We start from the raw sequence: 24,445 nt of genomic DNA, 5'->3' as shown, positions 1-24,445 counted from the left end.
GGTTAGTAAAAAAAGGCACTGTCGTTAGTGCCTTTTAGCTTAAAACTTGTTGACCTATTTGCTTGAGCTAAGAGCTTTTCCTAATAAAGATATTGCTGCTGCGAGTAGTACAATATCTTTCAAAAGGAACTGGCCAGGTACAACATTCAATGCTGGAAAACCACCCAAGCTTGCTTCCCAAACGGGTGCTGTCAGCAAGAAACTTGATGTCACAGCAAAGGTCGCAATGGCTGCTAGGCTACCCACGACAGCAATGTGTCGATGCAAAGGTGCTAGTAGAATCGCTGCCGCAGTCGCTATTTCAACAGTGCCGATAAGATTTGAAGCCCCTTGTAGGCTAAATACATTATAAAGCCATGATGTTAGAGGACTTGAAGCAACAAGGCCTTGAATTGCACCCGCTTCATAGGCCGAGAATTTCATTGCTCCAATCCAGGCCAGTACTACGACCACTGAGTAACGTAAGGCTTGGTCGCCTATACGTGTAATTGTGACGTCCAAGGGACGAGTGTTTTGAGTCAAAGCGGTGTCTGTGAGTTGTCTTGCTGTTGAAGTTGTCATGATGTTTTTCCTTCTACTTTGATTTAAATTTTGTTTTGAGTTCGTGTCATTTTGGGTAGCGCTATACTACCGCTGCATTTACCTCAAGAATCTTTTCCAGCTCTCCGTTTCGAAGCGCTGCCTGTAGATCATCGTTGCCACCAATGTGGTGATCGTCGATAAAGATCTGTGGAACCGTATGACGGTTACTACGTTCGCGCATTTCCTTGCCATGCTTTCTGCTGAAGGTAATGTCGATTTCTTCAAACTTCAGCCCCAGTTTTTTAAGCGTTGCCTTAGTCATCTTGCAGTAAGGGCAGTAGCCTTTGCTGTATACGGTTACTTTCGCAGTCTGTTTTGTCGCCATCGCTATGCTCCTTCTGTTTCACTTTTTGTGTTTCGTTTGTCTTGCGTTGATGTGATCATTATGGGCTTTCAATAAAAACTAACAATGTGCAAAAGTCTTTAAATATTGCACTGATCGTCTATTATTATTTTAGTGTATAGCCTGAATCAGTGACTTCGCTCGCCAATATACTCGTCAAGCCCACCTCTGCGCCAACAAGAGGCGATAACTGGGTGAGATTCTGACTTTGAGGTCTGGAAGCAAAGAGCGGGAGCAACCGATGGCCCGAGATTGGTTGATAAATAACCAGCATGCAGTGTTTAGGCAATAGCGGGCTGTCCCGGCAGAGGATTCCGGGAGGATTGCTTTTTGCCAGTGGTTGAGTTGGCCTATCCGGCGGAAGCAAGGCCCCGATAAAGATCGAGGTAAACCGCAAAGCCTGGGCAGTGCCGGCCAAATCGCAGGATCCACTGCCGGCCACTGTGCACCAGGCGGCAGGCCATGGTCATGATTTCCTGCATCACGGTTCTCAGGCGGCGACGCTTGGCCGGGTGGCGAACCGGTGCATCCGGGCCGGTCAGTCGCAGACCCATCCAGCGCAACACGTTGTAACCCATCGTCGCGAAGGCCATGACCAGGTTGTTGGTGTCGAATTTCCCGGACGGAAGTCGTTCCAGGTCCAGGTCGGTCTTGAACTCGCTGTGGAACTGCTCACTGGTGGCGTGATCGCTGTACAGCGCCATGATGTGTTGCTCGTCGGCTACTTCGGCCGGCAACGAGGTCACCCAGCCTTCGAGGCTGACTTCCGGTTCGAGATACAGCTGGCCTTCGGCATCGCTGGTACGAACGGTGACCTTCACGATGCGACGCAGACCGGGCTCGTCCGGAATCGCTTCCGACAGAACCGCTTCCATTTTGCCGTCGCGCTCCAGTGACCAGGCTTTCCGGGCCTGGGCCTTGTCCGCCCAGACGAGCGGATCCTCTTTACGAGGGTTCCACTTGATCAGGAAGTCGACCTGGTCCTGCTCGCGCAGGAAATCGCTATTGGCACGGGCATCGTGTGCGCTGTCCAGGCGCAACAAAATGGGCTTATCCGTCAGTGATCGAGCCCGGGGTAACACTCGTTTGAGGGTGTCGAGAAATCCCTTGTTGGCGTGCTGGCTGCCAGGGCGCAGCTCGCAACCCAGGCACCAGCCTTCCTGCCCCAGGTAGGCGGCCATCGGCGCATAGCCGTCATAACCCTTGTAGGTGTAGCTGACACCCTCTTTGCGGGTCTGGCTGTTGTCCATGGGAAAGACATCCATATCCAGCGCAACGTGGCCCATCGCCAGAGGTGACACCGGAGCTTCGACGGACTGAAGAAACTCGACGCTGGCATCGTCCAGCAGGGGTGTCAGGCCTTGAGCGTCTTCATCAAATCGCTGGCGCAACCGGGCCGACGATGGCGATTGCTTGATGCCCAGGGCAGACTTGAAAAATGGGTCCGTTCGAACCGGCTCGGCCGCCTCGAAGTCACTCTTGCCCAGCGTGATCAGGCCAAGATAGGTCCGGATCAGTTCAATGTTCGGAATACCGTGCCGCTTGACGACGGTGCGGGCGGTTTTGGTGAGCGATGTATGCCGGTTCAGGCAATGACCGACCAAGGCCAGCCCGCCATTGGGTGTATAGACTTCGGTTCGGGATTGCTGGAGAGTGAAGGTACGCATGAGCCGAAAGCACTAACTGGGTGAATGGGTGTCAGATGCTATTATATCGCTCTAAGCCTTGTTATTGCAGGCTTTGGGCGTGAGTTCAGCTCGTTGAAGTCACGGATTCAGGTATAGGTTAATGGTGATAGGAAGGTATGAATGGAAATTCTCAGTGATATTCTTAAATCATTACGCGTCAGCGGTAGTGTCTACTTTTGTAGCCAAGTGGAGGCACCTTGGACTAAGGAATTTAAAGAGACCGAGACGGCTGGCTTTCATATGGTTCGACGTGGGTATTGCTGGGCGATTATTGGTGACAAAGTAGAGCAGCTTGGTCCTGGTGACTTGATATTTTTAGGGCCTGGACTCGATCATATATTAACGAGCGAGTCGCCCTACGGTGACATATCTACTGCAGGTGAGAATACTCTTTTGCTATGTGGATATTGCAGTTTTGAGGACGAGACATTAACGCCACTCAAAACAATCTTCCCTCAAACGACCATTGTTAGAGAGGAGGAGCTGCATCAACACCCTTGGTTAAAAAGCACCTTTGACCAACTTAGTGCAGAATATATGGCACAGAATCCGGGCACGGAGATTATCGTCAACAAACTAACTGAAGTTGTACTGGTTGAGCTGATAAGAATTAATTTTGGTCGCCAAGAACAAAACTCTTTCCTAATGGCACTGAATGACAAGCGTATATCCAAAGCACTAAAACTCATGCATGAATCACCGAGTGAGCCTTGGACTATCGAGGATCTAGCAAGCCAGATTGGTATGTCTAGAGCCGCCTTTGCAAAACAATTCAGAGATCTGGTCGGCCAAACGGTTTTTACTTATTTATCGCAGTTGAGAATTCAACGAGCGAAGGAAATGCTCAAGAATACGAGCCTGATGGTCGATGATATCGCGCTAAGTATCGGGTATGAATCAGAGCGAGCATTTACTAAAACGTTTGGAAAATACGTCGGTATGACGCCGAAACAGTACCGTAAGCAATAGCCGTTTCTAGTGAGGAAAAACTGATGATTTCATGTAACGACTATGACTATATTGAAATAGCCTGTACCTATCAATATCCGATTATATTGACACTCAAATCTGGTGAGATAATTCATTGCAGCGCGAAAGATACCTCACTGAATAACGAGAGGGAAGAGTGCATAAAAGTCGAGGTAGGTGATGCCGAGCGTTTAGTGGTACTGGATGAAGTCAAGATAATGGAAGCGAAAGTCGATAATCCTCATTTCCAATCGGTTCGGTTTAATTGAGATTTAGGTCTTCTGAAAATTGCGTTTGAGAATAATAAGCAAAGCCATACCTAAGAGCATTGAAACGTAACTGGGCACCGCTTGAAGGGACAAAGTGGGAATACTATTTAGCAATACTACGTCATTGCCTCCGGGAACAAACACCGCGCCAACGCCCATCAGAAAACCACCGAATAGGTAATTAGCTTTTACTTCAAAATCTAAGTTAAAGGTATGACTTGTTTTCGCAGAAATAAGGATGCCCAAGAGCATGGCGACGAATAAAAACACACTTAGTTTGTAGTAGATACCAAGGCTCATGCCTTCTTGATCGAACATTAGGTAGAGTAGGCCCATGATAATAAGGTTGGAATAGACCCATATACCAACGAGCACAACCAATATGCCGTTGCAAATGCCTAGAATTGCGGCTGATAAACTCTTGTCATAATGCTCACTCTTAAAACGCCTCTTCCATGTGCTGGCGGAAGCTCCTTTACACAAGGAATAAAATTCATAGATTCCCCAAGCCACGAATAACACGGCAAAGATCCATAGTTGAAGTATTGAAAAACCATCAAAGGGTTTTATTTTCACAGCTTGAAGATTGGGCTGAAATGAAGAGGCATAGCCAGCAGCAACGACGCCTAGGGAAAAACCTAAAAACGAAAAGATCAAAGCAAAACGACCACGGCAAAATTGGATCAGCGTGTTCATGGAGCAGCCTCCATTGATTACCGCCCCCATACCAAAAATGATTCCACCTATCATTGCTTCTGGTCGGAAGGCATAGTTCTCGTTACGGGCAGGTGAGATAAAACCGAACAACTCAAATAAAACCGTTACGCCAAACACCCAAATAACGATTTTCACGAAGCTCTTAAAGATCTCATAACGCTTCTGAATGATCAGCTCTTCAACAGCCATCACTGAACACATCGACGTTCGGTTACCGATAAAGCCAACAAAGAACGATAGTAGCGTAACCGTCCGGTGATTCCACCTTGAGCCAAATCGCCTGCCGACCAAAAGGCTCGAAGCTTACCACCCGGTCGATTCCGGTCAGATCCAGAAACGCCTCGTCGATGGAGTAGACATCCACTCTCGATGCCAGAGCTTCCAGGGTCGTCATCACCCGCCGGCTTATATCGCCATTTGTGTGGAATAGAGAATCAATTGGAACGGGGGCTTTGCTCGCCCCCCCTTGAACTTCTCATACCCAACCTGTTTGGCTATAGCTACTGAGGAGATCGCGGTGGCCCACCAAATCTTCCGGTCATCCTGTTCAATTACACCGCTAGCCGTACCCAGGAGGTGCCGCAGCGCCTCCTGGAGGCAGAAAGGCGTCGAGCGTATAGGTTGCTGGGCATGCGCGGCGCAAGTTCATCAGAAAACTCAATCCAAGGGCAAGATCGGCCGAGCGGAGATGGCACTGACTCTTATCAACAAGCTCTACGGCATCGAGCGCGACATGGAAGAGGCGGGCGATGCCCAGCGATACCAGACGCGCCAGTCGCAAAGCCAGGCTTTCCTGGAGCAACTGAAAGCTAGGCTGGACAAAACCCCTCCCCAGGTCACGTCGTCAAAGTGCCTTGGGCAAGCAATCAATTGCCTTGCGAGCAACTGGTTAAAGCTGATCCGCTACATCGAAAGGGGGACACCTGCCCATCGACAACAACCCTGCCGAGCGGGCGAGCCACCTTCTCATGTACATATGACCAAAGCGTCGCCCGTCTCCTCCCGTTATGTCATGCCTACCCACGACGGAGTATTGACGGTCTCTGTGCGCCAGAGCATAGTTTTCCCGAAGGGCGCTTAGGTACATATCTTCATGTGCTGTCCAGGCGCAGTTGCGTTTAGAGTACGTGTCCAATCAGTTTTAAATGGGTGTGAACATGAGAGCAGAAACTGAATCGCGGATTTTTTCGGTGGATGAATATGTTCGTCCGTCTAACGGCGAACCGATTCGTTCGGTTGTTCTGGAAACCAATGACTCTGTCGTCGTTGTTTGGCACGCCCACCCTGGGCAGGAAATAGCTTCCCATGTACATCCTCACGGCCAAGATACTTGGACGGTTATCTCAGGTGAAGCCGAATATCATCAAGGTAACGGCATAGTCACTCATCTTAAAGCTGGAGATATTGCGATCGCAAAACCTGGGCAGGTACATGGTGCAATGAACTCTGGCCCCGAACCTTTTATATTTGTTTCAGTGGTTGCGCCGGGCAATGCCGGTTTTGCGTTGGCTGAGAAATAGGCGAAAGGCCTGAGAGGAAACTGATGAATACACGATTATTTACGTTCGCTGGTGGAGAAACGGGTGTTTGGCGCGTTGTTCGGATGGATGCCGTGGCGGGAGCCCCTCTCCCTGGAATCCCCCGGCTCGACGTAGCCGCTGGCTCTGTTTCGCCGCAGCCTTTGGGCACCAAATGGCTTCTTCGCGGGATAACGAGTAACGAGCGTTATGTCGTGCGTGAAGAGAAGGATCGTCTCGTGGCGAAGCAGCCAAGTTTGGGTCGAGCAGAGGCCACCTGTGCCGCCCTGATCCCTATCCGGAAAAACCCCTCATGGTGGGGACTGGCTCAAGACGAACGCCGGAAGATTTTTGAGGAGCAGTCCCGTCACATTCACATTGGGCTCCAATATCTCCCTGCTGTGGCCCGTCGTCTCCACCATTGTCGGGACCTGGGCGAGAGCGAACCCTTCGACTTCTTGACGTGGTTCGAATATTCCCCGTCTGATGAGCCGGGCTTTAACAGGCTTTTGGCCGAACTCCGGGCCTCGGTGGAGTGGAAGTATGTCGACAGAGAAATCGACATCCGGCTAGTGCATGAGCCGGCCTAGTATCAGGTTTAACTGCGATCTCCGTGCGGCATACACCTGCGACACCCGCAGCCCAGCAAAGCCCGGAAAATCTAGTGTGTCTAATAACTTAGGAGTAACACGACACGTATGCCTAGCGAGCCACCAGTCGCTTGGGAAATTTTCTACTTATGGCCTCCTCTTTCTCTCATCGATCTCCCAGGGCATATCCTGCCGTCTAGAGTTGGCACCTTGTCCAGCTTTCGAAGAAGGCTCTCCATACACGTCCGGCCTACACCTTGTTAGGTATGGCCGGTTTCCAGTTGTGGGGCAATAGCTCGTCGATGGCGTTGTTCTTCTGTGTCGGCAGGCGAGTCAGCACATCCTTCAGGTAGGCATAGGGATCATGCCGATTCAGCTTCGCTGACTGTATTAGGGTCATGACCGCAGCCGCACGTTGACCACTGCGCAGTGAACCCGCAAACAGCCAATTGCTGCGCCCCAGCGCCCAGGGTCGGATCTGGTTTTCCACCCAGTTGTTGTCGATGGGCACAGCGCCATCGTCCAGGTAGCGCGTCAGCGCTTCCCAACGTTTGAGGCTGTAATCCAGGGCTTTGGCCGTGCCGGAGCCATCCGGCACTTTCTGGCGATGGGCCAGCATCCACTGATGCAGCGCATCGGCAAGGGGTTTGGCTTTGGTTTGCCGGATTTCCCGCCGCATATCCGGTGGCAGATCTTTGGTTTCCCGCTCGATCTCGTAGAGTCCACCGATGTATTCCAAGGCCTTGGCCGCCAATTCGCTCTTGTTGGCCTCGTGCAGGTCATAGAACTTGCGCCGGGCGTGGGCCATACAGCCGATTTCGGTAATGCCGTTGCCGAACCCGGCCTTGTAGCCAGCGTAATCATCACAGACCAGCTTGCCCCGCCAGTCACCCAGGAAGGTTCGGGCGTGTTCGCCTGCACGGCTGGGTGCGAAGTCGTAAATAGCTGCCTTCAGGTCGGCAAACGGTGTGGTGCAGTAGGCCCAGACGTAGGCCTTGTGGGTTTTCTTCTTGCCCGGGGCCAGCATGCTGACCGGGGTTTCATCGGCATGCAGAACACTGTGTTCCAGCAGAGTATTTCTCAACGCATCCACCAGCGGCTGCAACTGCACACCACAGGCACCCACCCATTCGGCCAGGGTGGAGCGCGGGATTTCCAGGCCGGCACGGCCGAACATGCGTTCCTGACGGTACAGCGGCAGATGGTCGGCATACTTGGCCACCAGCACCTGGGCCAGCAGGCCAGCGGTGGGGATGCCTTTGTCGATCACCTGCGGTGGCACCGGTGCCTGGATCAACGTCTCGCAGCTGTCGCAGGCCCATTTGCCCCGGATGTGACGTTCAACGGTGAACTCACCCGGGACATAATCCAGCTTCTCGCTGACGTCTTCGCCAATGCGCTTGAGCTGGCAGCCACACTGGCATTGAGTATTTTCTGGCTCGTGGTGGATCAGGGTGCGGGGCAGTTCCGGTGGCAGCGGTGTGCGTTTGGGTTGCTGCTTTGGCCGAGCGGCTTTCTGCTCCTCGGTCATCGCCTGTTCCAGTTCGACCTCGATGGAGGCCAGGTCGCTGTCGATCAGTTCGTCCAGCAGTTTTCCCTGAACCGCGTCCAGCTGCTCGCTACGCCGGGCGTACTTATGGCGCTTGAGAATGGCCACTTCGTGGGTCAGCTTCTCGATGACCGCATCACGGTGCACCAGAGCCCGCTCTTTGTTATCAACACGATCAAACAGTTCCGTAGCGAGAGCACGGAGCTGACCGGCAGAGAGTTGGTTGATGTCGGGGCGCTGAGTCATGCCCCTTAGTATGCCAAGCCCTTGTACTGCAAGCGATTCGCAGTTCTGGCTATGGCGGTATTGCTCAGCTTGTGGTTACAGGATTGAGATGACGCCATCGGCCCCAATACGGGGTTCTAGGGATTTTCCGTCCAAAAACGACAAAGTGCTCTGGAGGCCACGCCGTCCGCGGCCTCCAGAGGGGTATTACTTTTTTGGCGCTTCACATAGCCAGTCACAATAAATCAATCACTTAGCAGTCTGAATGTCGCATTTGGACGGAAAATCCCTAGAACCCCAATTTGCTAACTATTGGTTAGCATATGCTTGGTTTGCTTTAAGTCAACACCCAAAAGTTAGTTTTTCAATTTTTTAATTCAGGGTCAGTTGGTGCAAGCTGTGGTGACGCAAAGGAAGGGGTAATTTTCGGATCATTGCCCTGCCGCCCGTTGCTCCGAACCACTGGGAGCTGGACCCCAACGATCTCGGGTGTGACGATGGACCTGTACTGAGGGGGCTGTGGGTCGTACCCCGATTCGCATGAGGATTGAATATAACCGACGTGACTGTTATATTTAGGTGGCTAAACCCGTCAAGCCCTCAGGAGTGAATCATGACCGTAGTCACGACCGCCGATACCTTCCAACTGTACGCACTTGCAGCCCGACATGGGCTCAAGCTCCATGGCCCGCTGACTGTCAATGAGCTTGGGCTCGACTATAGGATCGTGATCGCCACCGTCGACGATGGACGTCGGTGGGTGCTGCGCATCCCGCGCCGAGCCGAGGTAAGCGCGAAGGTCGAACCAGAGGCGCGGGTGCTGGCAATGCTCAAGAATCGCCTGCCGTTCGCGGTGCCGGACTGGCGCGTGGCCAACGCCGAGCTCGTTGCCTATCCCATGCTCGAAGACTCGACTGCGATGGTCATCCAGCCTGGTTCGTCCACGCCCGACTGGGTCGTGCCGCAGGACTCGGAGGTCTTCGCGGAGAGCTTCGCGACCGCGCTCGCCGCCCTGCATGCCGTCCCCATTTCCGCCGCCGTGGATGCGGGGATGCTCATCCGTACACCGACGCAGGCCCGTCAGAAGGTGGCCGACGACGTTGACCGCGTCCGACGCGAGTTCGTGGTGAACGACAAGCGCCTCCACCGGTGGCAGCGCTGGCTCGACGACGATTCGTCGTGGCCAGATTTCTCCGTGGTGGTGCATGGCGATCTCTACGTGGGCCATGTGCTCATCGACAACACGGAGCGCGTCAGCGGGATGATCGACTGGAGCGAGGCCCGCGTTGATGACCCTGCCATCGACATGGCCGCGCACCTTATGGTCTTTGGTGAAGAGGGGCTCGCGAAGCTCCTCCTCACGTATGAAGCGGCCGGTGGCCGGGTGTGGCCGCGGCTCGCCCACCACATCGCGGAGCGCCTTGCGTTCGGGGCGGTCACCTACGCACTCTTCGCCCTCGACTCGGGTAACGAAGAGTACCTCGCTGCGGCGAAGGCGCAGCTCGCCGCAGCGGAATGAGCGAACGTCGATATAGCCCGCTCGCGACGCTGTTCGCGGCGACCTTTCTCTTCCGGATCGGCAACGCGGTGGCGGCCCTCGCGCTTCCATGGTTCGTCCTGTCTCATACAAAGAGCGCGGCCTGGGCGGGCGCCACGGCCGCTAGCAGCGTCATCGCGACCATCATCGGCGCGTGGGTTGGTGGTGGCCTCGTCGATCGGTTCGGGCGCGCGCCCGTCGCATTGATCTCGGGTGTGGTGGGCGGCGTGGCCATGGCGAGCATCCCACTGCTCGATGCCGTTGGCGCCCTCTCGAACACTGGGCTGATCGCTTGCGTGGTGCTCGGTGCCGCGTTCGACGCACCCGGTATGGCCGCGCAGGACAGTGAGCTGCCCAAACTCGGCCACGTCGCCGGGCTCTCCGTTGAGCGCGTCTCGTCACTGAAAGCGGTGATCGGGAACGTCGCGATTCTAGGTGGCCCGGCCCTTGGGGGGGCCGCAATCGGCCTGCTTGGCGCTGCGCCAACGCTCGGGCTGACGGCGTTCTGCTCCGTCCTTGCAGGTCTGCTCGGCGCGTGGGTGCTTCCCGCGCGTGCCGCTCGGACGATGACCACGACGGCGACTCTCTCCATGCGCGCCGGCGTCGCTTTTCTCTGGAGCGAACCCCTGCTGCGCCCTCTCTTTGGTATAGTGATGATCTTCGTGGGCATCGTTGGCGCCAACGGCAGCGTCATCATGCCTGCGCTGTTTGTAGATGCAGGACGCCAAGTAGCAGAGCTCGGGCTGTTCTCCTCAATGATGGGGGCTGGTGGTCTCCTTGGCATTGCCATTCATGCGTCGGTCGGCGCCCGGATATCAGCGCAGAACTGGCTGGCGGTGGCATTTTGTGGCTCTGCGGTGGGCTCGCTTCTGCTTTCACAGTTGCCAGGCGTGCCGGTGCTGATGTTGTTGGGCGCGCTCGTGGGACTGCTGACCGGCTCAGTCTCTCCCATTCTCAACGCTGCCATCTACAACCGCACGCCGCCAGAACTTCTCGGCCGGGTACTCGGCACGGTCTCGGCGGTGATGCTGTCAGCCTCGCCCATGGTTATGCTTGCGGCCGGCGCGTTTGTCGACCTTGCTGGTCCGCTCCCTGGCCTCGTTGTATCGGCCGTGTTTGCGGGGCTCGTGGCTCTACTCTCGCTCCGTCTTCAATTTGCTACAATGGCGGCGGCAGCCACAGCCTCCGCCCCAACCCATACAGAAGGTGAACACTGATGCCCCGCCCCAAGCTCAAGTCCGATGACGAGGTACTCGAGGCCGCCACCGTAGTGCTGAAGCGTTGCGGTCCCATAGAGTTCACGCTCAGCGGAGTAGCAAAGGAGGTGGGGCTCTCCCGCGCAGCGTTAATCCAGCGCTTCACCAACCGCGATACGCTGCTGGTGAGGATGATGGAGCGCGGCGTCGAGCAGGTGCGGCATTACCTGAATGCGATACCGATAGGCGCAGGGCCGCAAGGGCTCTGGGAATTTTTGCAGGTGCTCGTTCGGAGCATGAACACTCGCAACGACTTCTCGGTGAACTATCTCATCTCCTGGTACGAGCTCCAGGTGCCGGAGCTACGCACGCTTGCGATCCAGCGGAACCGCGCGGTGGTGGAGGGGATCCGCAAGCGACTGCCCCCAGGTGCTCCTGCGGCAGCTGAGTTGCTCCTGCACTCGGTCATCGCTGGCGCGACGATGCAGTGGGCCGTCGATCCGGATGGTGAGCTAGCTGATCATGTGCTGGCTCAGATCGCTGCCATCCTGTGTTTAATGTTTCCCGAACACGACGATTTCCAACTCCTCCAGGCACATGCGTAAACGGAGGTGTGCAGAGTCCCTGCGGCAGGCGACGAACACGACCGTCGTCGATTAGTACCGGTACGGTCGGTGGTATCGAAGTCTTGATCACCACTCAGGTCTACGGCTTACAAATGGTGACCATCCCGATACTTGCGTCAGAGCACCGGGCCGATTCTTTGACAGTGAATCACTCCCGTAAGGTTGTGCCGGTGTGGGTGTCCCGGGTCGAGACGATACTCCGCCAATGCGCCCAGCAAACAACCTGGCCATCGCAGGTGGTGGGGAGCGGTGTGGCGGATGAGTTGGACAAGTTGGTGTAGCAGCACGAGCACGGCGAGATAACATCGCAGGAGTTCGACATGCTCAAGAGACAGCTGATTGCGAATCGCGATGCAGATTCATAACCCGATTGCGGGTTGGCTTCACTCCACCATCACCGAGCAGACTAGCACGGCGGGCTCTGTTGCAAAGATTGGCGGCAGTCAGAGGTAGGCTGTCGCTCTGCGCCGATCAGGCGGCTGCTGCGAAATGGTGGTTGAGCATGCCCATGGCCTCCGTCAGCGCCGAGGGCCCAATGCCAAAAGCTCTCTCCACAAGGCGCACCTCGCCCCTGATGCCGGGCTGCAGGCACCAGGGGCGAGCCTGTCCTTTGCGCAGGGCTCGCATGACTTCGAATCCCTTGATCGTGGCATAGGCCGTGGGGATCGATTTGAAACCGCGCACCGGCTTGATCAGTATCTTGAGCTTTCCGTGATCGGCCTCGATCACGTTATTGAGATACTTCACCTGCCGGTGGGCCGTCTCCCGGTCCAGCTTTCCTTCGCGCTTCAATTCGGTGATCGCTGCACCATAGCTCGGCGCTTTGTCGGTATTGAGCGTGGCAGGCTTTTCCCAGTGCTTCAGGCCTCGCAGGGCCTTGCCCAGGAACCGCTTCGCTGCCTTGGCGCTGCGGGTCGGCGACAGGTAGAAATCGATCGTGTCGCCCCGCTTGTCGACTGCCCGGTACAGGTAGGTCCACTTGCCCCGCACCTTGACGTAGGTTTCATCCAGGCGCCAGCTCGGATCAAAGCCACGCCGCCAGAACCAGCGCAGCCGCTTCTCCATCTCCGGGGCGTAGCACTGGACCCAGCGATAGATCGTCGTATGGTCGACCGAAATGCCGCGTTCCGCCAGCATTTCCTCAAGGTCGCGATAGCTGATCGGATAGCGACAATACCAGCGCACCGCCCACAGGATCACATCACCCTGGAAATGGCGCCACTTGAAATCCGTCATCGTTCCGTCCGTCCAATCTCCGCCAAGCATGCTCAAGCTTCACGATTTTTGCAACAGAGCCCGCTGGCGCATGGCGCGGGCCTTGGCGGCGTCAACGTCCGGCTCGTCGTCCAGAAACTCGAACTCCTGTTCGGGCGATGGCGTCGGCGTGACGATTTCCTCATGCTCGGGCAATTCCGGCTCGCGGCGGATGCCGGCATTGGCCGGGTCGCCCTCGGCCTCGTTTCCCCTCGTCGCGGAACGGCTTTCCGCCGCGACCACGCGGCCGGACCAATCATCGGCGGATGGGCTGGGCGCCAGCGGAGCGGCGACCAGATCGGGCGGGGTCAGGATGCGTTCCTGCAACCGCGCGTCCTCGAAATAGCGGGCCTTGGTCGCGCGGATCGGCGGCGTGCCCGCGACCATGACGATTTCATCGGTAGGCGGAAGCTGCATGATTTCGCCCGGCGTGAGCAGCGGCCGGGCTGTCTCCTGCCGTGAAACCATGAGATGCCCGAGCCACGGCGCGAGCCTGTGGCCGGCATAGTTGGTGGAATCGCGCATCTCGGTCGCGGTGCCGAGCGCGTCGCTCACCCTTTTGGCGGTCCTTTCGTCATTCGTGGCAAAGCTGACGCGCACATGGCAGTTGTCGAGGATCGCGTTGTTCGGCCCATAGGCCCGCTCGATCTGGTTGAGGCTCTGCGCGATCAGGAAGCCTTTGATTCCGTAGCCTGCCATGAAGGCCAAGGCGGACTCGAAAAAATCCAACCTGCCCAATGCCGGAAACTCGTCGAGCATCAACAGCAGGCGATGGCGCTTGCCGGAGGTGGTCAATTCCTCGGTCAACCGCCTCCCAATCTGGTTGAGGATCAGGCGGATTAGCGGCTTTGTGCGGTTAATGTCGGATGGCGGCACGACCAGATAGAGCGTGACGGGCTGGCGGCTGCCGACCAGATCGGCAATGCGCCAGTCGCAATGCGCCGTCACCCGCGCCACCACGGGATCGCGGTAGAGGCCGAGAAACGACATGGCGGTGGAGAGCACGCCCGACCGCTCGTTCTCGGATTTGTTCAACAGTTCGCGGGCGGACGACGCGATGACGGGATGAAGGCCCGCCTCGCCGAGATGCGGCGTGTCCATCATGGCGCGCAAGGTCGCCTCGACCGGGCGGCGGGGATCGGACAGGAAGTTGGCGACGCCCGCCAAGGTCTTATCCTTCTCCGCGTAGAGAACATGCAGGATCGCGCCGACCAGCAAGCTATGGCTGGTCTTTTCCCAATGATTGCGCTTGTCGAGACTGCCTTCGGGATCGACCAGAATATCCGCGATATTCTGCACGTCGCGGACTTCCCATTCGCCCTGCCGCACCTCCAGCAGCGGGTTGTAGGCCGACGATCTGGCGTTGGTCGGATCGAACAGCAGCACGCGGCCATGCTTCGCGCGGAAGCCCGCTGTCAGCGTCCAGTTCTCGCCTTTTATGTCGTGAACGATGGCGGATGCCGGCCATGTCAGCAGCGTCGGCACCACCAGCCCGACGCCTTTGCCGCTGCGCGTCGGGGCGAAGCATAGAACATGCTCGGGACCATCATGGCGCAGATAGTCCCGGTCGTATCGGCCGAGCAGGACGCCATCGGGGCCGAGCAATCCGGCCGCGCGGATTTCTCTGTCCTCGGCCCATCGCGCCGAACCGTAGGTGGCGACGTTCCGGGCTTCGCGCGCGCGGATGATCGACATGAAGATGGCGGCAGCGATGGCGAGGAAGCCGCCCGATACGGCGATGATGCCGCCCTCGACGAAGATCGCGGGCGCATAGGCGTCGAACGAAAACCACCACCAGAAGAAGGCCGGTGGATAATAGACCGGCAGGCCCACCAGCTCGAACCACGGATTGCCAAGCTGCGGCTGGAAGCCGAGGCGGAATGCTATCCATTGCGTCGCCGCCCACGTCATCACCAGAACGATGGTGAAAACGACAGCGATCTGACCCCAAAGGATTCGGCCTCCGCGCAATGCAGGCTCCAGTTGGCAAGAGAGATTGAGCCGATTAGAGAATAAGCGTTTGCGCGGGAGGCAATAGCAAAGATGATGCAGGAGGGCTGCCGGATACTATCGGCGGCAAATAGGATGGGTGCTCGCAATTTCGAGCACATCCAAATGAATCAATTAGATCGGCTCATCTTGTCGGCGAGTCCAAGCAAATTTCGGAGCGCAACACTGCGATTGTGAGGCGACCAGACCGCCGAGAAAGCGACCGGCTCGGGTTCGTCGGTGATCGGCAGGAAGACCACCCCGGATGTTGGCAAGAGGGACGAAGCCGCACCTATGACAGTGATACCGAAATCCTGTCCCACCATCGACAGCAAGGTGCCGCGCCCAACATCAAATCTAAGGATCGAAGGCGCGGGCCAGGTTCCGGCAAGGCGTAAAACGATATGGTCATGCACTTGTGGGCCGGTGCCACCATGTCTGACGATGAACGTGTCCGCTGCCAGATCAGCCCATGTGGCGGCCGAGCGTCCAACAAGAGCGTGCCGCGCCGACACAGCGGCTAAAAGGGGTTCGGTCCATATTCGCCGGGAATGACAGTCGGGCGGTTTGGACGTGCCGGCAACGAACGCAATATCCAGCCGGTCGGCTCGAAGCTGCGTGAGAGTATCGCGTGCTGTGCCCTCCGTGATTTCGATGTCGAGATTGGGATGGTCCTTTCGATACTGACCAATCAGCTCTGCAAGGAAGCTGCCCGGAATCAGGGCATAGACACCGATGCGTAGCCGGCCGCATTCGCCTTGCGCTGTCATGCCGGCGGTCTTGACGGCGTGATCGAGTTGATCGACGCCTGCCACGACCCGCTCCATGAAGTGTCTGCCTGCATCCGTCAGCCGGACGCCTCGCGCATGGCGCTCGAACAGCAGGACACCAAGATTTTCTTCCAGCGCCTTAACGCGCGCGCTGACGCTCGACTGACTGACGCCGAGCGCGTTGGCCGCGTGCCGAAAGTTCAGATGCTCAGCGACGGCAACGAACTGAACAAGGGAAATGAGCGGTATCCTGCCGGACAGGATACCGCCATTCACGAGGCTGCGATGGCGGGTGCGCCGCATGGGTGCCAGCCGTCCTACCAATCGCCGGTTAGACGACTGGCGACCTCTCGGAAGGAACGTCGCGGGATCGAAGTAGCGCCAGACCCACCGATACCAGCACCGCCATCGTCGTCGCGTAGACGATCACGGGCCATGCGGTGTCGCCATTTAACAGCGTCACCGCCAATGTCCCGACGATGCTGACGATCAGACTTTGAATGCAGAAGTAGAACGCGACTGCCGATCCTGCGATGTCATCGAACTGTGCAAGCGCGCCGTTGGCGGTAACAGACACCGTGACGACAATGCCGACCGCCATAACCCACATTGGTAGGACGAAGGTGAGGAATGACGGCGAGCCGTAGAGTTCGCCTATCCCCAACAGGACCGCTCCGCAAACGAGCAGCGCCATCCCACGCGCCACGCATCCCGCGATGCCCCATCTGGCGACAAAGGACTTCGCGAAGCGGGTTGTCACGATCATGACGAATGCGACAGTGGCGAAGGCTAAGCTGAATCCGATCTCCGAATAGTCCGCTTGGCCTATGAGCACGCGGGGGGCCGTCGAGAAGAAGACAAAGAAAGTGCCCATGCCGGCGCTAAAGCCGACCGTGTAAACCCAAAAGGCCGGACTCGCGAAGATCGGCAAAACGGATCGGCGCGTTCCTGCTCCGTCCAACGGGCGGGTTTCGTGCCATCTGAAACCGGCATTCAAGAGTGCGGGTAACGCAAGCGCAGCCAGCGTGACGAATATCGCCCGCCATCCGAAAAACTCGCCGATGAGTGCTCCAGCGATTGGGCCAAGAGCAGGTACGAAGGCCAGCATCGAACTGAAAAGGCCGTAGATGACGACGCCCTCGGGCTGGCTGGCATACACGTCGCGAACCGTCGCGAACGTCGCCACCAGCGCAGCCGATGCGCCGACCGCTTGAAGCAGGCGGAAGGCGACCAAGGCTGCGGCCGTTGACGACCATGCTGCTCCGAGAGACGCAACGACGAAAATCACCCCGCCAGCAAGCAGGACTGGCCGTCGCCCGATGCGATCCGAAAGCGGCCCGAAGATCACTTGGCCCACGCCGAGCATCACCATGTAGAGGCTCAACGTGAGTTGGATAGTAGATGGCGTCGTATTCAGGATGCCGGGCATCGCCGGAACGACGGGAAGGTAAATATCCATCGCCAGTGACGCGAGGATGTCGAAGGGAGCCATCAGCAGCAGAGCTGCCGGCAACGTATAAGCCCACGCGGGGCGTGTGGTGGTCATGACGAATCAACCTCTCGAATAAGGATTCCGGGCGGCGTCTGCTCGTCAGCAATCAAACAGGATTGGTCTTACAGAACGCCGCAACAACAATGCTTGTTGTTGCGGCTTACTTGTCTGCTGTAATACTGGCTCCCATGCCGTTGACCTCACATTGAAAAGATGGATGGCGATTCTATCCGATCATCCCTTCCATCGCAATGCGTCGAGCTGCCAATCCGGGGTTGGACCACCTAGAGTCCAATCCCTCTCTGCCGGCCCAACTGCCAAGACACCGATCCGCCCTGCACGACGCCCATGACCTCGCGGCCGAGCTGACGGTCGATGATCGGCCGCCATGGGACAAGGGTGAACTCATGGGATTTCTCGACCACGGCGAACTTGCCGCTCGATAGCTGCACGGTGCCGGTGAACTTGCCGCTGACGCTCTCGCCATCCGCTGCTGCGCGGAACGGCAGACCTTTGCTCTCGGCCATCTCGGCGCCGACGCGGGCAACCTCGCGTTCGCGCAACGTGGCGAGAAGACTACGCCGATAGAAGATGCGGCCGTCCCGCGCTCGGGCGGCGTCGCCCTGTTCGATATGATGCTCGCGGCGCTGGTCCGCCACTCGTTCGCGACGGCCTTGCTCCGCAGCGGTTACGACATTCGAACCGTGCAGGATCTGCTCGGCCATTCCGACGTCTCTACGACGATGATTTACACGCATGTGCTGAAAGTTGGCGGTGCCGGAGTGCGCTCACCGCTTGATGCGCTGCCGCCCCTCACTAGTGAGAGGTAGGGCAGCGCAAGTCAATCCTGGCGGATTCACTACCCCTGCGCGAAGGCCATCGGTGCCGCATCGAACGGCCGGTTGCGGAAAGTCCTCCCTGCGTCCGCTGATGGCCGGCAGCAGCCCGTCGTTGCCTGATGGATCCAACCCCTCCGCTGCTATAGTGCAGTCGGCTTCTGACGTTCAGTGCAGCCGTCTTCTGAAAACGACAAGTCCCCTGCACGATGCTGTCTTGCGCCGTCACTTTACTAACCATAAACACCCTTTGTATGCCTTAGACAGAATTACGGGTTAAGTGACAATTTTTGACGACCGGCACGTTCTGGCTCACACTGTCACATAATCGAACGTTTGTGATACATGCTGATCGGATATGCCCGCGTCTCCAAAGCCGATGGCTCGCAGTCTCTCGACCTGCAGCACGACGCCTTGCGCGCCGCAGGTGTCGAACGGGACAATATCTATGATGATCTTGCTTCCGGCGGTCGTGATGATCGCCCTGGTTTGACCGCTTGCCTCAAGTCATTGCGTGACGGCGATGTGCTGGTGGTCTGGAAGCTCGATCGCCTCGGACGATCGCTTGCCCATCTGGTCAACACGGTGAAGGAGCTGTCAGACCGCAAGATCGGCCTGCGGGTTCTGACTGAAAAGGGCGCTCAGATCGACACCACGACTGCGTCCGGTCGCATGGTGTTCGGAATCTTCGCCACCTTGGCTGAGTTCGAGCGGGATCTGATCCGAGAGCGCACCATGGCGGGTCTCGCCTCCGCGAGAGCGCGCGGTCGCAAGGGCGGACGAAAATTCGCGCTCACCAAAGCTCAGGTGCGTCTCGCCCAAGCCGCCATGGCCCAGCGCGATACTTCAGTTTCCGATCTCTGCAAGGAACTTGGCATCGAGCGCGTCACTCTCTACCGGTACGTCGGCCCCAAAGGCGAGCTCAGAGACCATGGAAAGCATGTTCTTGGCCTTGCATAGCAACTCTTTTCTTTTCGCAGGTTGAGCCACCTCCGCGCCTCATCAGCAAACTGAAGGAACCTCCATTGAATCGGACTTATATTTTTTTGGGTGAATCGCATTCTGACTGGTTGCCTGTCAGAGGCGGAGAATCCGGTGATTTTGTTTTTCGACGTGGTGACGGGCATGCCTTCGCGAAAATCGCACCTGCTTCCCGTCGCGGTGAGCTCGCTGGAGAGCGTGACCGCCTCATTTGGCTCAAAGGTCGAGGTGTGGCTTGCCCCGAGGTAATCAACTGGCAGGAGGAACAGGAGGGCGCATGCCTAGTGATAACGGCAATTCCGGGAGTACCGGCGGCGGATCTGTCTGGAGCAGATTTGCTCAAAGCGTGGCCGTCAATGGGGCAGCAACTTGGGGCTGTTCACAGCCTATCGGTTGATCAATGTCCGTTTGAGCGCAGGCTGTCGCGAATGATCGGACGCGCCGTTGATGTGGTGTCCCGCAATGCCGTCAATCCCGACTTCTTACCTGACGAGGACAAGAGTACGCCGCAGCTCGATCTTTTGGCTCGTGTCGAACGAGAGCTACCGGTGCGGCTCGACCAAGAGCGCACCGATATGGTTGTTTGCCATGGTGATCCCTGCATGCCGAACTTCATGGTAGACCCTAGAACTCTTCAATGTACGGGTCTGATCGACCTTGGGCGGCTCGGAACAGCAGATCGCTATGCCGATTTGGCACTCATGATTGCTAACGCCGAAGAGAACTGGGCAGCGCCAGATGAAGCAGAGCGCGCCTTCGCTGTCCTATTCAATGTATTGGGGATCGAAGCCCCCGACCGCGAACGCCTTGCCTTCTATCTGCGATTGGACCCTCTTACTTGGGGTTGATGTTCATGCCGCCTGTTTTTCCTGCTCATTGGCACGTTTCCCAACCTGTTCTCATTGCGGACACCTTTTCCAGCCTCGTTTGGAAAGTTTTTTTGCCAGACGGGACTCCTGCAATCGTCAAAGGATTGAAACCTATAGAAGACATTGCTGATGAACTGCGCGGGGCCGACTATCTGGTATGGCGCAGTGGGAGGGGAGCAGTCCGGTTGCTCGGTCGTGAGAACAATCTGATGTTGCTCGAATATGCCGGGGAGCGAATGCTCTCTCACATCGTTGCCGAGCACGGCGACTACCAGGCGACCGAAATTGCAGCGGAACTGATGGCGAAGCTGTATGCCGCATCTGAGGAACCCCTGCCTTCTGCTCTTCTCCCGATCCGGGAGCGCTTTGCAGCTTTGTTTCAGCGGGCGCGTGACGATCAAAACGCAGGTCGTCAAACTGACTACGTCCACGCGGCGATTATAGCCGATCAAATGATGAGCAATGCCTCGGAACTGCGTGGGCTACATGGCGATCTGCATCATGAAAATATCATGTTCTCCAGTCGCGGCTGGCTGGTGATAGATCCAGTCGGTCTGGTCGGTGAAGTGGGCTTTGGCGCCGCCAATATGTTCTACGATCCGGCTGACAGAGACGACCTTTGTCTCGATCCTAGACGCATTGCACAGATGGCGGACGCATTCTCTCGTGCGCTGGACGTCGATCCGCGTCGGCTGCTCGACCAGGCGTACGCTTACGGGTGTCTTTCCGCGGCTTGGAACGCGGATGGAGAAGAGGAGCAACGCGATCTAGCTATCGCGGCCGCAATCAAGCACGTGCGACAGACGTCATACTAGATATCAAGCGACTTCTCCTATCCCCTGGGAACACATCAATCTTACCGGAGAATATCGTTGGCCAAAGCCTTAGCGTAGGATTTCGCCCCCTCCCGCAAACGACCCCTATAGCAGCGGAGGGGTTGGATCCATCAGGCAACGACGGGCTGCTGCCGGCCATCAGCGGACGCAGGGAGGACTTTCCGCAACCGGCCGTTCGATGCGGCACCGATGGCCTTCGCGCAGGGGTAGTGAATCCGCCAGGATTGACTTGCGCTGCCCTACCTCTCACTAGTGAGGGGCGGCAGCGCATCAAGCGGTGAGCGCACTCCGGCACCGCCAACTTTCAGCACATGCGTGTAAATCATCGTCGTAGAGACGTCGGAATGGCCGAGCAGATCCTGCACGGTTCGAATGTCGTAACCGCTGCGGAGCAAGGCCGTCGCGAACGAGTGGCGGAGGGTGTGCGGTGTGGCGGGCTTCGTGATGCCTGCTTGTTCTACGGCACGTTTGAAGGCGCGCTGAAAGGTCTGGTCATACATGTGATGGCGACGCACGACACCGCTCCGTGGATCGGTCGAATGCGTGTGCTGCGCAAAAACCCAGAACCACGGCCAGGAATGCCCGGCGCGCGGATACTTCCGCTCAAGGGCGTCGGGAAGCGCAACGCCGCTGCGGCCCTCGGCCTGGTCCTTCAGCCACCATGCCCGTGCACGCGACAGCTGCTCGCGCAGGCTGGGTGCCAAGCTCTCGGGTAACATCAAGGCCCGATCCTTGGAGCCCTTGCCCTCCCGCACGATGATCGTGCCGTGATCGAAATCCAGATCCTTGACCCGCAGTTGCAAACCCTCACTGATCCGCATGCCCGTTCCATACAGAAGCTGGGCGAACAAACGATGCTCGCCTTCCAGAAAACCGAGGATGCGAACCACTTCATCCGGGGTCAGCACCACCGGCAAGCGCCGCGACGGCCGAGGTCTTCCGATCTCCTGAAGCCAGGGCAGATCCGTGCACAGCACCTTGCCGTAGAAGAACAGCAAGGCCGCCAATGCCTGACGATGCGTGGAGACCGAAACCTTGCGCTCGTTCGCCAGCCAGGACAGAAATGCCTCGACTTCGCTGCTGCCCAAGGTTGCCGGGTGACGCACACCGTGGAAACGGATGAAGGCACGAACCCAGTGGACATAAGCCTGTTCGGTTCGTAAACTGTAATGCAAGTAGCGTATGCGCTCACGCAACTGGTCCAGAACCTTGACCGAACGCAGCGGTGGTAACGGCGCAGTGGCGGTTTTCATGGCTTGTTATGACTGTTTTTTTGTACAGTCTATGCCTCGGGCATCCAAGCAGCAAGCGCGTTACGCCGTGGGTCGATGTTTGATGTTATGGAGCAGCAACGATGTTACGCAGCAGGGCAGTCGCCCTAAAACAAAGTTAGCGGTAATTTAACCAGATAGGAGTACAGACATATGAAAATCGTAAAAAGGATATTATTAGTATTGTTAAGTTTATTTTTTACAATTGTGTATTCAAATGCTCAAACTGACAACTTAACTTTGAAAATTGAGAATGTTTTAAAGGCAAAAAATGCCAGAATAGGAGTAGCAATATTCAACAGCAATGAGAAGGATACTTTGAAGATTAATAACGACTTCCATTTCCCGATGCAAAGCGTTATGAAATTTCCGATTGCTTTAGCCGTTTTGTCTGAGATAGATAAAGGGAATCTTTCTTTTGAACAAAAAATAGAGATTACCCCTCAAGACCTTTTGCCTAAAACGTGGAGTCCGATTAAAGAGGAATTCCCTAATGGAACAACTTTGACGATTGAACAAATACTAAATTATACAGTATCAGAGAGCGACAATATTGGTTGTGATATTTTGCTAAAATTAATCGGAGGAACTGATTCTGTTCAAAAATTCTTGAATGCTAATCATTTCACTGATATTTCAATCAAAGCAAACGAAGAACAAATGCACAAGGATTGGAATACCCAATATCAAAATTGGGCAACCCCAACAGCGATGAACAAACTGTTAATAGATACTTATAATAATAAGAACCAATTACTTTCTAAAAAAAGTTATGATTTTATTTGGAAAATTATGAGAGAAACAACAACAGGAAGTAACCGATTAAAAGGACAATTACCAAAGAATACAATTGTTGCTCATAAAACAGGGACTTCCGGAATAAATAATGGAATTGCAGCAGCCACTAATGATGTTGGGGTAATTACTTTACCGAATGGACAATTAATTTTTATAAGCGTATTTGTTGCAGAGTCCAAAGAAACTTCGGAAATTAATGAAAAGATTATTTCAGACATTGCAAAAATAACGTGGAATTACTATTTGAATAAATAAAAAACTACCGCTAACACTGGCTCATAGGCAATGGCGGGTTGAAGTGCAATTTGCAAAGTCGGTAGCCCGCCCGAGCGTTTTCTCGGTTTGACAGGAAAGGCTCACGCAAACCGCCACTGCCCATAGCCCAAACCGTTAGGCCGCATGGACACAACGCAGGTCACATTGATACACAAAATTCTAGCTGCGGCAGATGAGCGAAATCTGCCGCTCTGGATCGGTGGGGGCTGGGCGATCGATGCACGGCTAGGGCGTGTAACACGCAAGCACGATGATATTGATCTGACGTTTCCCGGCGAGAGGCGCGGCGAGCTCGAGGCAATAGTTGAAATGCTCGGCGGGCGCGTCATGGAGGAGTTGGACTATGGATTCTTAGCGGAGATCGGGGATGAGTTACTTGACTGCGAACCTGCTTGGTGGGCAGACGAAGCGTATGAAATCGCGGAGGCTCCGCAGGGCTCGTGCCCAGAGGCGGCTGAGGGCGTCATCGCCGGGCGGCCAGTCCGTTGTAACAGCTGGGAGGCGATCATCTGGGATTACTTTTACTATGCCGATGAAGTACCACCAGTGGACTGGCCTACAAAGCACATAGAGTCCTACAGGCTCGCATGCACCTCACTCGGGGCGGAAAAGGTTGAGGTCTTGCGTGCCGCTTTCAGGTCGCGATATGCGGCCTAACAATTCGTCCAAGCCGACGCCGCTTCGCGGCGCGGCTTAACTCAGGTGTTACCGCAGCGAAATGGCCGGGCTGGTCAAGCGGTACGGTGACGACCTCAGCAAGTGCGACTTTATCGCGGCCATGAAGCTGGCCAGCAAGGGCCGGGAGCCGGACGAGATCGGCAAGGCCATGGCCGAGGCCAGCCCCGCCATCATGGAGCGCAAGACGGGCCATGAGGCCGATTACATCAAGCGTACGGTGCAGAAGGTGATGGAGCTGCCGCAGGTGCAGGAGGCCCGCGCCGAGCTGGCGAAGCAGGCCGAGAAACAGCAGTACCGAGGGCCGACATTAGGATAAAACACTTGCATTAGAGCTAATGCCTGTTATGGTGTTAGCTCTAATGCGGAGGAAATATGAAAGACCAACACGACAAGCGTACCGGCAACCTGCTGGCCACCCCCAACGCTATACGACAGGCCCGCTTTGCCGAGCAGCAGCGAGCCATGGGCCGCAAGGCCCGGAAGATATGGGCCACAGACGCAGAGGCCGAGGCGCTGCGGCTGTATCTGGAAGAACTCAGGGCGGCGCAGGGCGGGGGTAGTGACCCCGCCAGCGCCTAACCACCAAC

25 protein-coding genes and 4 pseudogenes are annotated in these 24,445 nt (G+C 56.4%); 16 read left to right on the top strand and 13 right to left on the bottom strand.

Annotated elements, in window-relative coordinates; genetic code table 11:
• Positions 1–54: 54 nt before the first annotated feature.
• From R7P36_RS16260 to R7P36_RS16250, 3 genes are all read right to left on the bottom strand, one after another.
• The gene (locus R7P36_RS16260) at positions 55–561 is read right to left on the bottom strand and encodes a YkgB family protein (RefSeq protein ID WP_213899620.1); all 507 of its coding nucleotides are present in this window, start codon (positions 559–561) and stop codon (positions 55–57) included.
• A gap of 61 nt (positions 562–622) precedes the next feature.
• Positions 623–907 carry a glutaredoxin 3 gene (grxC, locus tag R7P36_RS16255; RefSeq protein ID WP_213899619.1) on the bottom strand — a complete coding sequence of 95 codons (285 nt, stop codon included), beginning with the start codon at positions 905–907 and terminating at the stop codon, positions 623–625.
• A gap of 368 nt (positions 908–1,275) precedes the next feature.
• A complete protein-coding gene (locus R7P36_RS16250; protein WP_213899618.1) occupies positions 1,276–2,592 on the bottom strand; it encodes an IS1380 family transposase in 1,317 nt (438 codons plus the stop codon).
• 141 nt (positions 2,593–2,733) lie between these two features.
• Here R7P36_RS16250 and R7P36_RS16245 point away from each other — a divergent pair, with 141 nt between their 5' ends.
• Both R7P36_RS16245 and R7P36_RS16240 read left to right on the top strand, forming a co-directional pair.
• Positions 2,734–3,582, top strand: coding sequence for an AraC family transcriptional regulator (locus R7P36_RS16245; protein ID WP_213899617.1), 849 nt, complete (start codon positions 2,734–2,736; stop codon positions 3,580–3,582).
• A gap of 23 nt (positions 3,583–3,605) precedes the next feature.
• Positions 3,606–3,851, top strand: coding sequence for a Rho-binding antiterminator (locus tag R7P36_RS16240; RefSeq protein ID WP_213899616.1), 246 nt, complete (start codon positions 3,606–3,608; stop codon positions 3,849–3,851).
• 3 nt (positions 3,852–3,854) lie between these two features.
• On the opposite strand, the gene R7P36_RS16235 is transcribed toward R7P36_RS16240, so the two are convergent.
• On the bottom strand, positions 3,855–4,769 hold the full coding sequence (locus R7P36_RS16235) for a YeeE/YedE thiosulfate transporter family protein (protein WP_284143226.1): 915 nt from the start codon (positions 4,767–4,769) through the stop codon (positions 3,855–3,857).
• A gap of 10 nt (positions 4,770–4,779) precedes the next feature.
• Positions 4,780–4,977, bottom strand: a complete 198-nt coding sequence (locus R7P36_RS16230; RefSeq protein WP_347880237.1) for a hypothetical protein — start codon at positions 4,975–4,977, stop codon at positions 4,780–4,782.
• A 110-nt stretch (positions 4,978–5,087) separates the two neighbouring features.
• Here R7P36_RS16230 and R7P36_RS16225 point away from each other — a divergent pair.
• From R7P36_RS16225 to R7P36_RS16215, 3 genes and pseudogenes are all read left to right on the top strand, one after another.
• A pseudogene (locus R7P36_RS16225) lies at positions 5,088–5,524 on the top strand (IS66 family transposase); the annotation flags it as partial.
• Positions 5,525–5,725: 201 nt separating this feature from the next.
• Positions 5,726–6,088 (top strand): cupin domain-containing protein, encoded by a 363-nt coding sequence (locus R7P36_RS16220; protein ID WP_001201003.1) that lies wholly within the window; start codon positions 5,726–5,728, stop codon positions 6,086–6,088.
• A gap of 23 nt (positions 6,089–6,111) precedes the next feature.
• On the top strand, positions 6,112–6,675 hold the full coding sequence (locus tag R7P36_RS16215; protein ID WP_001097412.1) for a chlorite dismutase family protein: 564 nt from the start codon (positions 6,112–6,114) through the stop codon (positions 6,673–6,675).
• Positions 6,676–6,925: 250 nt separating this feature from the next.
• On the opposite strand, the gene tnpC is transcribed toward R7P36_RS16215, so the two are convergent.
• Positions 6,926–8,470, bottom strand: a complete 1,545-nt coding sequence (gene tnpC, locus R7P36_RS16210; protein WP_008175578.1) for an IS66 family transposase — start codon at positions 8,468–8,470, stop codon at positions 6,926–6,928.
• A gap of 592 nt (positions 8,471–9,062) precedes the next feature.
• Between tnpC and R7P36_RS16205 the strand changes: the two genes are divergently transcribed.
• The 3 genes from R7P36_RS16205 to mphR(A) are packed head-to-tail and all read left to right on the top strand — an operon-like array spanning position 9,063 to position 11,787.
• The gene (locus R7P36_RS16205) at positions 9,063–9,968 is read left to right on the top strand and encodes an Mph(A) family macrolide 2'-phosphotransferase (RefSeq protein ID WP_000219387.1); all 906 of its coding nucleotides are present in this window, start codon (positions 9,063–9,065) and stop codon (positions 9,966–9,968) included.
• Positions 9,965–11,203, top strand: a complete 1,239-nt coding sequence (mrx(A), locus tag R7P36_RS16200; protein WP_000004159.1) for a macrolide resistance MFS transporter Mrx(A) — start codon at positions 9,965–9,967, stop codon at positions 11,201–11,203. The genes R7P36_RS16205 and mrx(A) overlap by 4 nt, the downstream gene beginning before the upstream one ends.
• Positions 11,203–11,787, top strand: a complete 585-nt coding sequence (gene mphR(A) / locus R7P36_RS16195) for a macrolide-binding transcriptional repressor MphR(A) (protein WP_001137892.1) — start codon at positions 11,203–11,205, stop codon at positions 11,785–11,787. The genes mrx(A) and mphR(A) overlap by 1 nt, the downstream gene beginning before the upstream one ends.
• Before the next feature lie 492 nt (positions 11,788–12,279).
• Here the strand turns inward: mphR(A) and R7P36_RS16190 are convergent, their stop codons facing one another.
• The 6 genes and pseudogenes from R7P36_RS16190 to R7P36_RS16165 form a co-directional block, all read right to left on the bottom strand.
• Positions 12,280–13,044 (bottom strand): IS6-like element IS6100 family transposase, encoded by a 765-nt coding sequence (locus R7P36_RS16190; protein WP_001389365.1) that lies wholly within the window; start codon positions 13,042–13,044, stop codon positions 12,280–12,282.
• Between the two features lie 39 nt (positions 13,045–13,083).
• Positions 13,084–15,033: a conjugal transfer protein TraG gene (locus R7P36_RS16185; RefSeq protein ID WP_106761483.1), complete on the bottom strand. Its 1,950-nt coding sequence runs from the start codon at positions 15,031–15,033 to the stop codon at positions 13,084–13,086.
• A gap of 149 nt (positions 15,034–15,182) precedes the next feature.
• Complete coding sequence (locus R7P36_RS16180) at positions 15,183–15,821, bottom strand: LysR family substrate-binding domain-containing protein (protein ID WP_258236883.1); 639 nt, start codon at positions 15,819–15,821, stop codon at positions 15,183–15,185.
• 3 nt (positions 15,822–15,824) lie between these two features.
• Positions 15,825–16,124: pseudogene (locus tag R7P36_RS16175) on the bottom strand (LysR family transcriptional regulator); the annotation flags it as partial.
• 28 nt (positions 16,125–16,152) lie between these two features.
• Positions 16,153–17,367 carry a chloramphenicol/florfenicol efflux MFS transporter FloR gene (gene floR, locus R7P36_RS16170; RefSeq protein WP_106761485.1) on the bottom strand — a complete coding sequence of 405 codons (1,215 nt, stop codon included), beginning with the start codon at positions 17,365–17,367 and terminating at the stop codon, positions 16,153–16,155.
• A 230-nt stretch (positions 17,368–17,597) separates the two neighbouring features.
• Positions 17,598–18,047, bottom strand: a pseudogene (locus tag R7P36_RS16165) (DUF3363 domain-containing protein); the annotation flags it as partial.
• Here R7P36_RS16165 and R7P36_RS16160 point away from each other — a divergent pair.
• The 4 genes and pseudogenes from R7P36_RS16160 to R7P36_RS16145 all read left to right on the top strand — a co-directional run.
• Positions 17,964–18,143: pseudogene (locus R7P36_RS16160) on the top strand (tyrosine-type recombinase/integrase); the annotation flags it as partial. The pseudogenes R7P36_RS16165 and R7P36_RS16160 sit on opposite strands and share 84 nt — an antisense overlap.
• 351 nt (positions 18,144–18,494) lie before the next feature.
• Complete coding sequence (locus tag R7P36_RS16155) at positions 18,495–19,109, top strand: recombinase family protein (protein ID WP_099593669.1); 615 nt, start codon at positions 18,495–18,497, stop codon at positions 19,107–19,109.
• Positions 19,110–19,174: 65 nt separating this feature from the next.
• Complete coding sequence (gene aph(3'')-Ib / locus R7P36_RS16150; protein ID WP_025464697.1) at positions 19,175–19,978, top strand: aminoglycoside O-phosphotransferase APH(3'')-Ib; 804 nt, start codon at positions 19,175–19,177, stop codon at positions 19,976–19,978.
• On the top strand, positions 19,978–20,814 hold the full coding sequence (locus R7P36_RS16145; RefSeq protein ID WP_000480959.1) for an APH(6)-I family aminoglycoside O-phosphotransferase: 837 nt from the start codon (positions 19,978–19,980) through the stop codon (positions 20,812–20,814). Before aph(3'')-Ib ends, R7P36_RS16145 begins: the two co-directional genes overlap by 1 nt.
• A 260-nt stretch (positions 20,815–21,074) precedes the next feature.
• On the opposite strand, the gene intI1 is transcribed toward R7P36_RS16145, so the two are convergent.
• On the bottom strand, positions 21,075–22,088 hold the full coding sequence (gene intI1 / locus R7P36_RS16140; protein WP_000845048.1) for a class 1 integron integrase IntI1: 1,014 nt from the start codon (positions 22,086–22,088) through the stop codon (positions 21,075–21,077).
• A gap of 171 nt (positions 22,089–22,259) precedes the next feature.
• Here intI1 and R7P36_RS16135 point away from each other — a divergent pair, with 171 nt between their 5' ends.
• The 4 genes from R7P36_RS16135 to urfF all read left to right on the top strand — a co-directional run bounded on the left by R7P36_RS16135 (position 22,260) and on the right by urfF (position 24,437).
• Positions 22,260–23,159 (top strand): inhibitor-resistant extended-spectrum class A beta-lactamase VEB-1, encoded by a 900-nt coding sequence (locus R7P36_RS16135; protein WP_000706731.1) that lies wholly within the window; start codon positions 22,260–22,262, stop codon positions 23,157–23,159.
• Positions 23,160–23,303: 144 nt separating this feature from the next.
• Positions 23,304–23,837 (top strand): aminoglycoside nucleotidyltransferase ANT(2'')-Ia, encoded by a 534-nt coding sequence (aadB, locus tag R7P36_RS16130; RefSeq protein ID WP_000381802.1) that lies wholly within the window; start codon positions 23,304–23,306, stop codon positions 23,835–23,837.
• A 61-nt stretch (positions 23,838–23,898) separates the two neighbouring features.
• Positions 23,899–24,174 (top strand): hypothetical protein, encoded by a 276-nt coding sequence (locus tag R7P36_RS16125; RefSeq protein ID WP_223847821.1) that lies wholly within the window; start codon positions 23,899–23,901, stop codon positions 24,172–24,174.
• A 56-nt stretch (positions 24,175–24,230) separates the two neighbouring features.
• Positions 24,231–24,437: a plasmid repression protein F gene (urfF, locus tag R7P36_RS16120; RefSeq protein ID WP_112928753.1), complete on the top strand. Its 207-nt coding sequence runs from the start codon at positions 24,231–24,233 to the stop codon at positions 24,435–24,437.
• Positions 24,438–24,445: the final 8 nt, after the last annotated feature.

Origin of the sequence: Vibrio sp. 397 (assembly GCF_033339395.1) — a bacterium.
In the GTDB taxonomy this organism is placed as follows: Bacteria; Pseudomonadota; Gammaproteobacteria; order Enterobacterales; family Vibrionaceae; genus Vibrio; species Vibrio alginolyticus.
The sequence above is the reverse complement of the archived record's forward strand: the minus strand, read 5'-3'. Positions and strand labels throughout refer to the sequence as shown.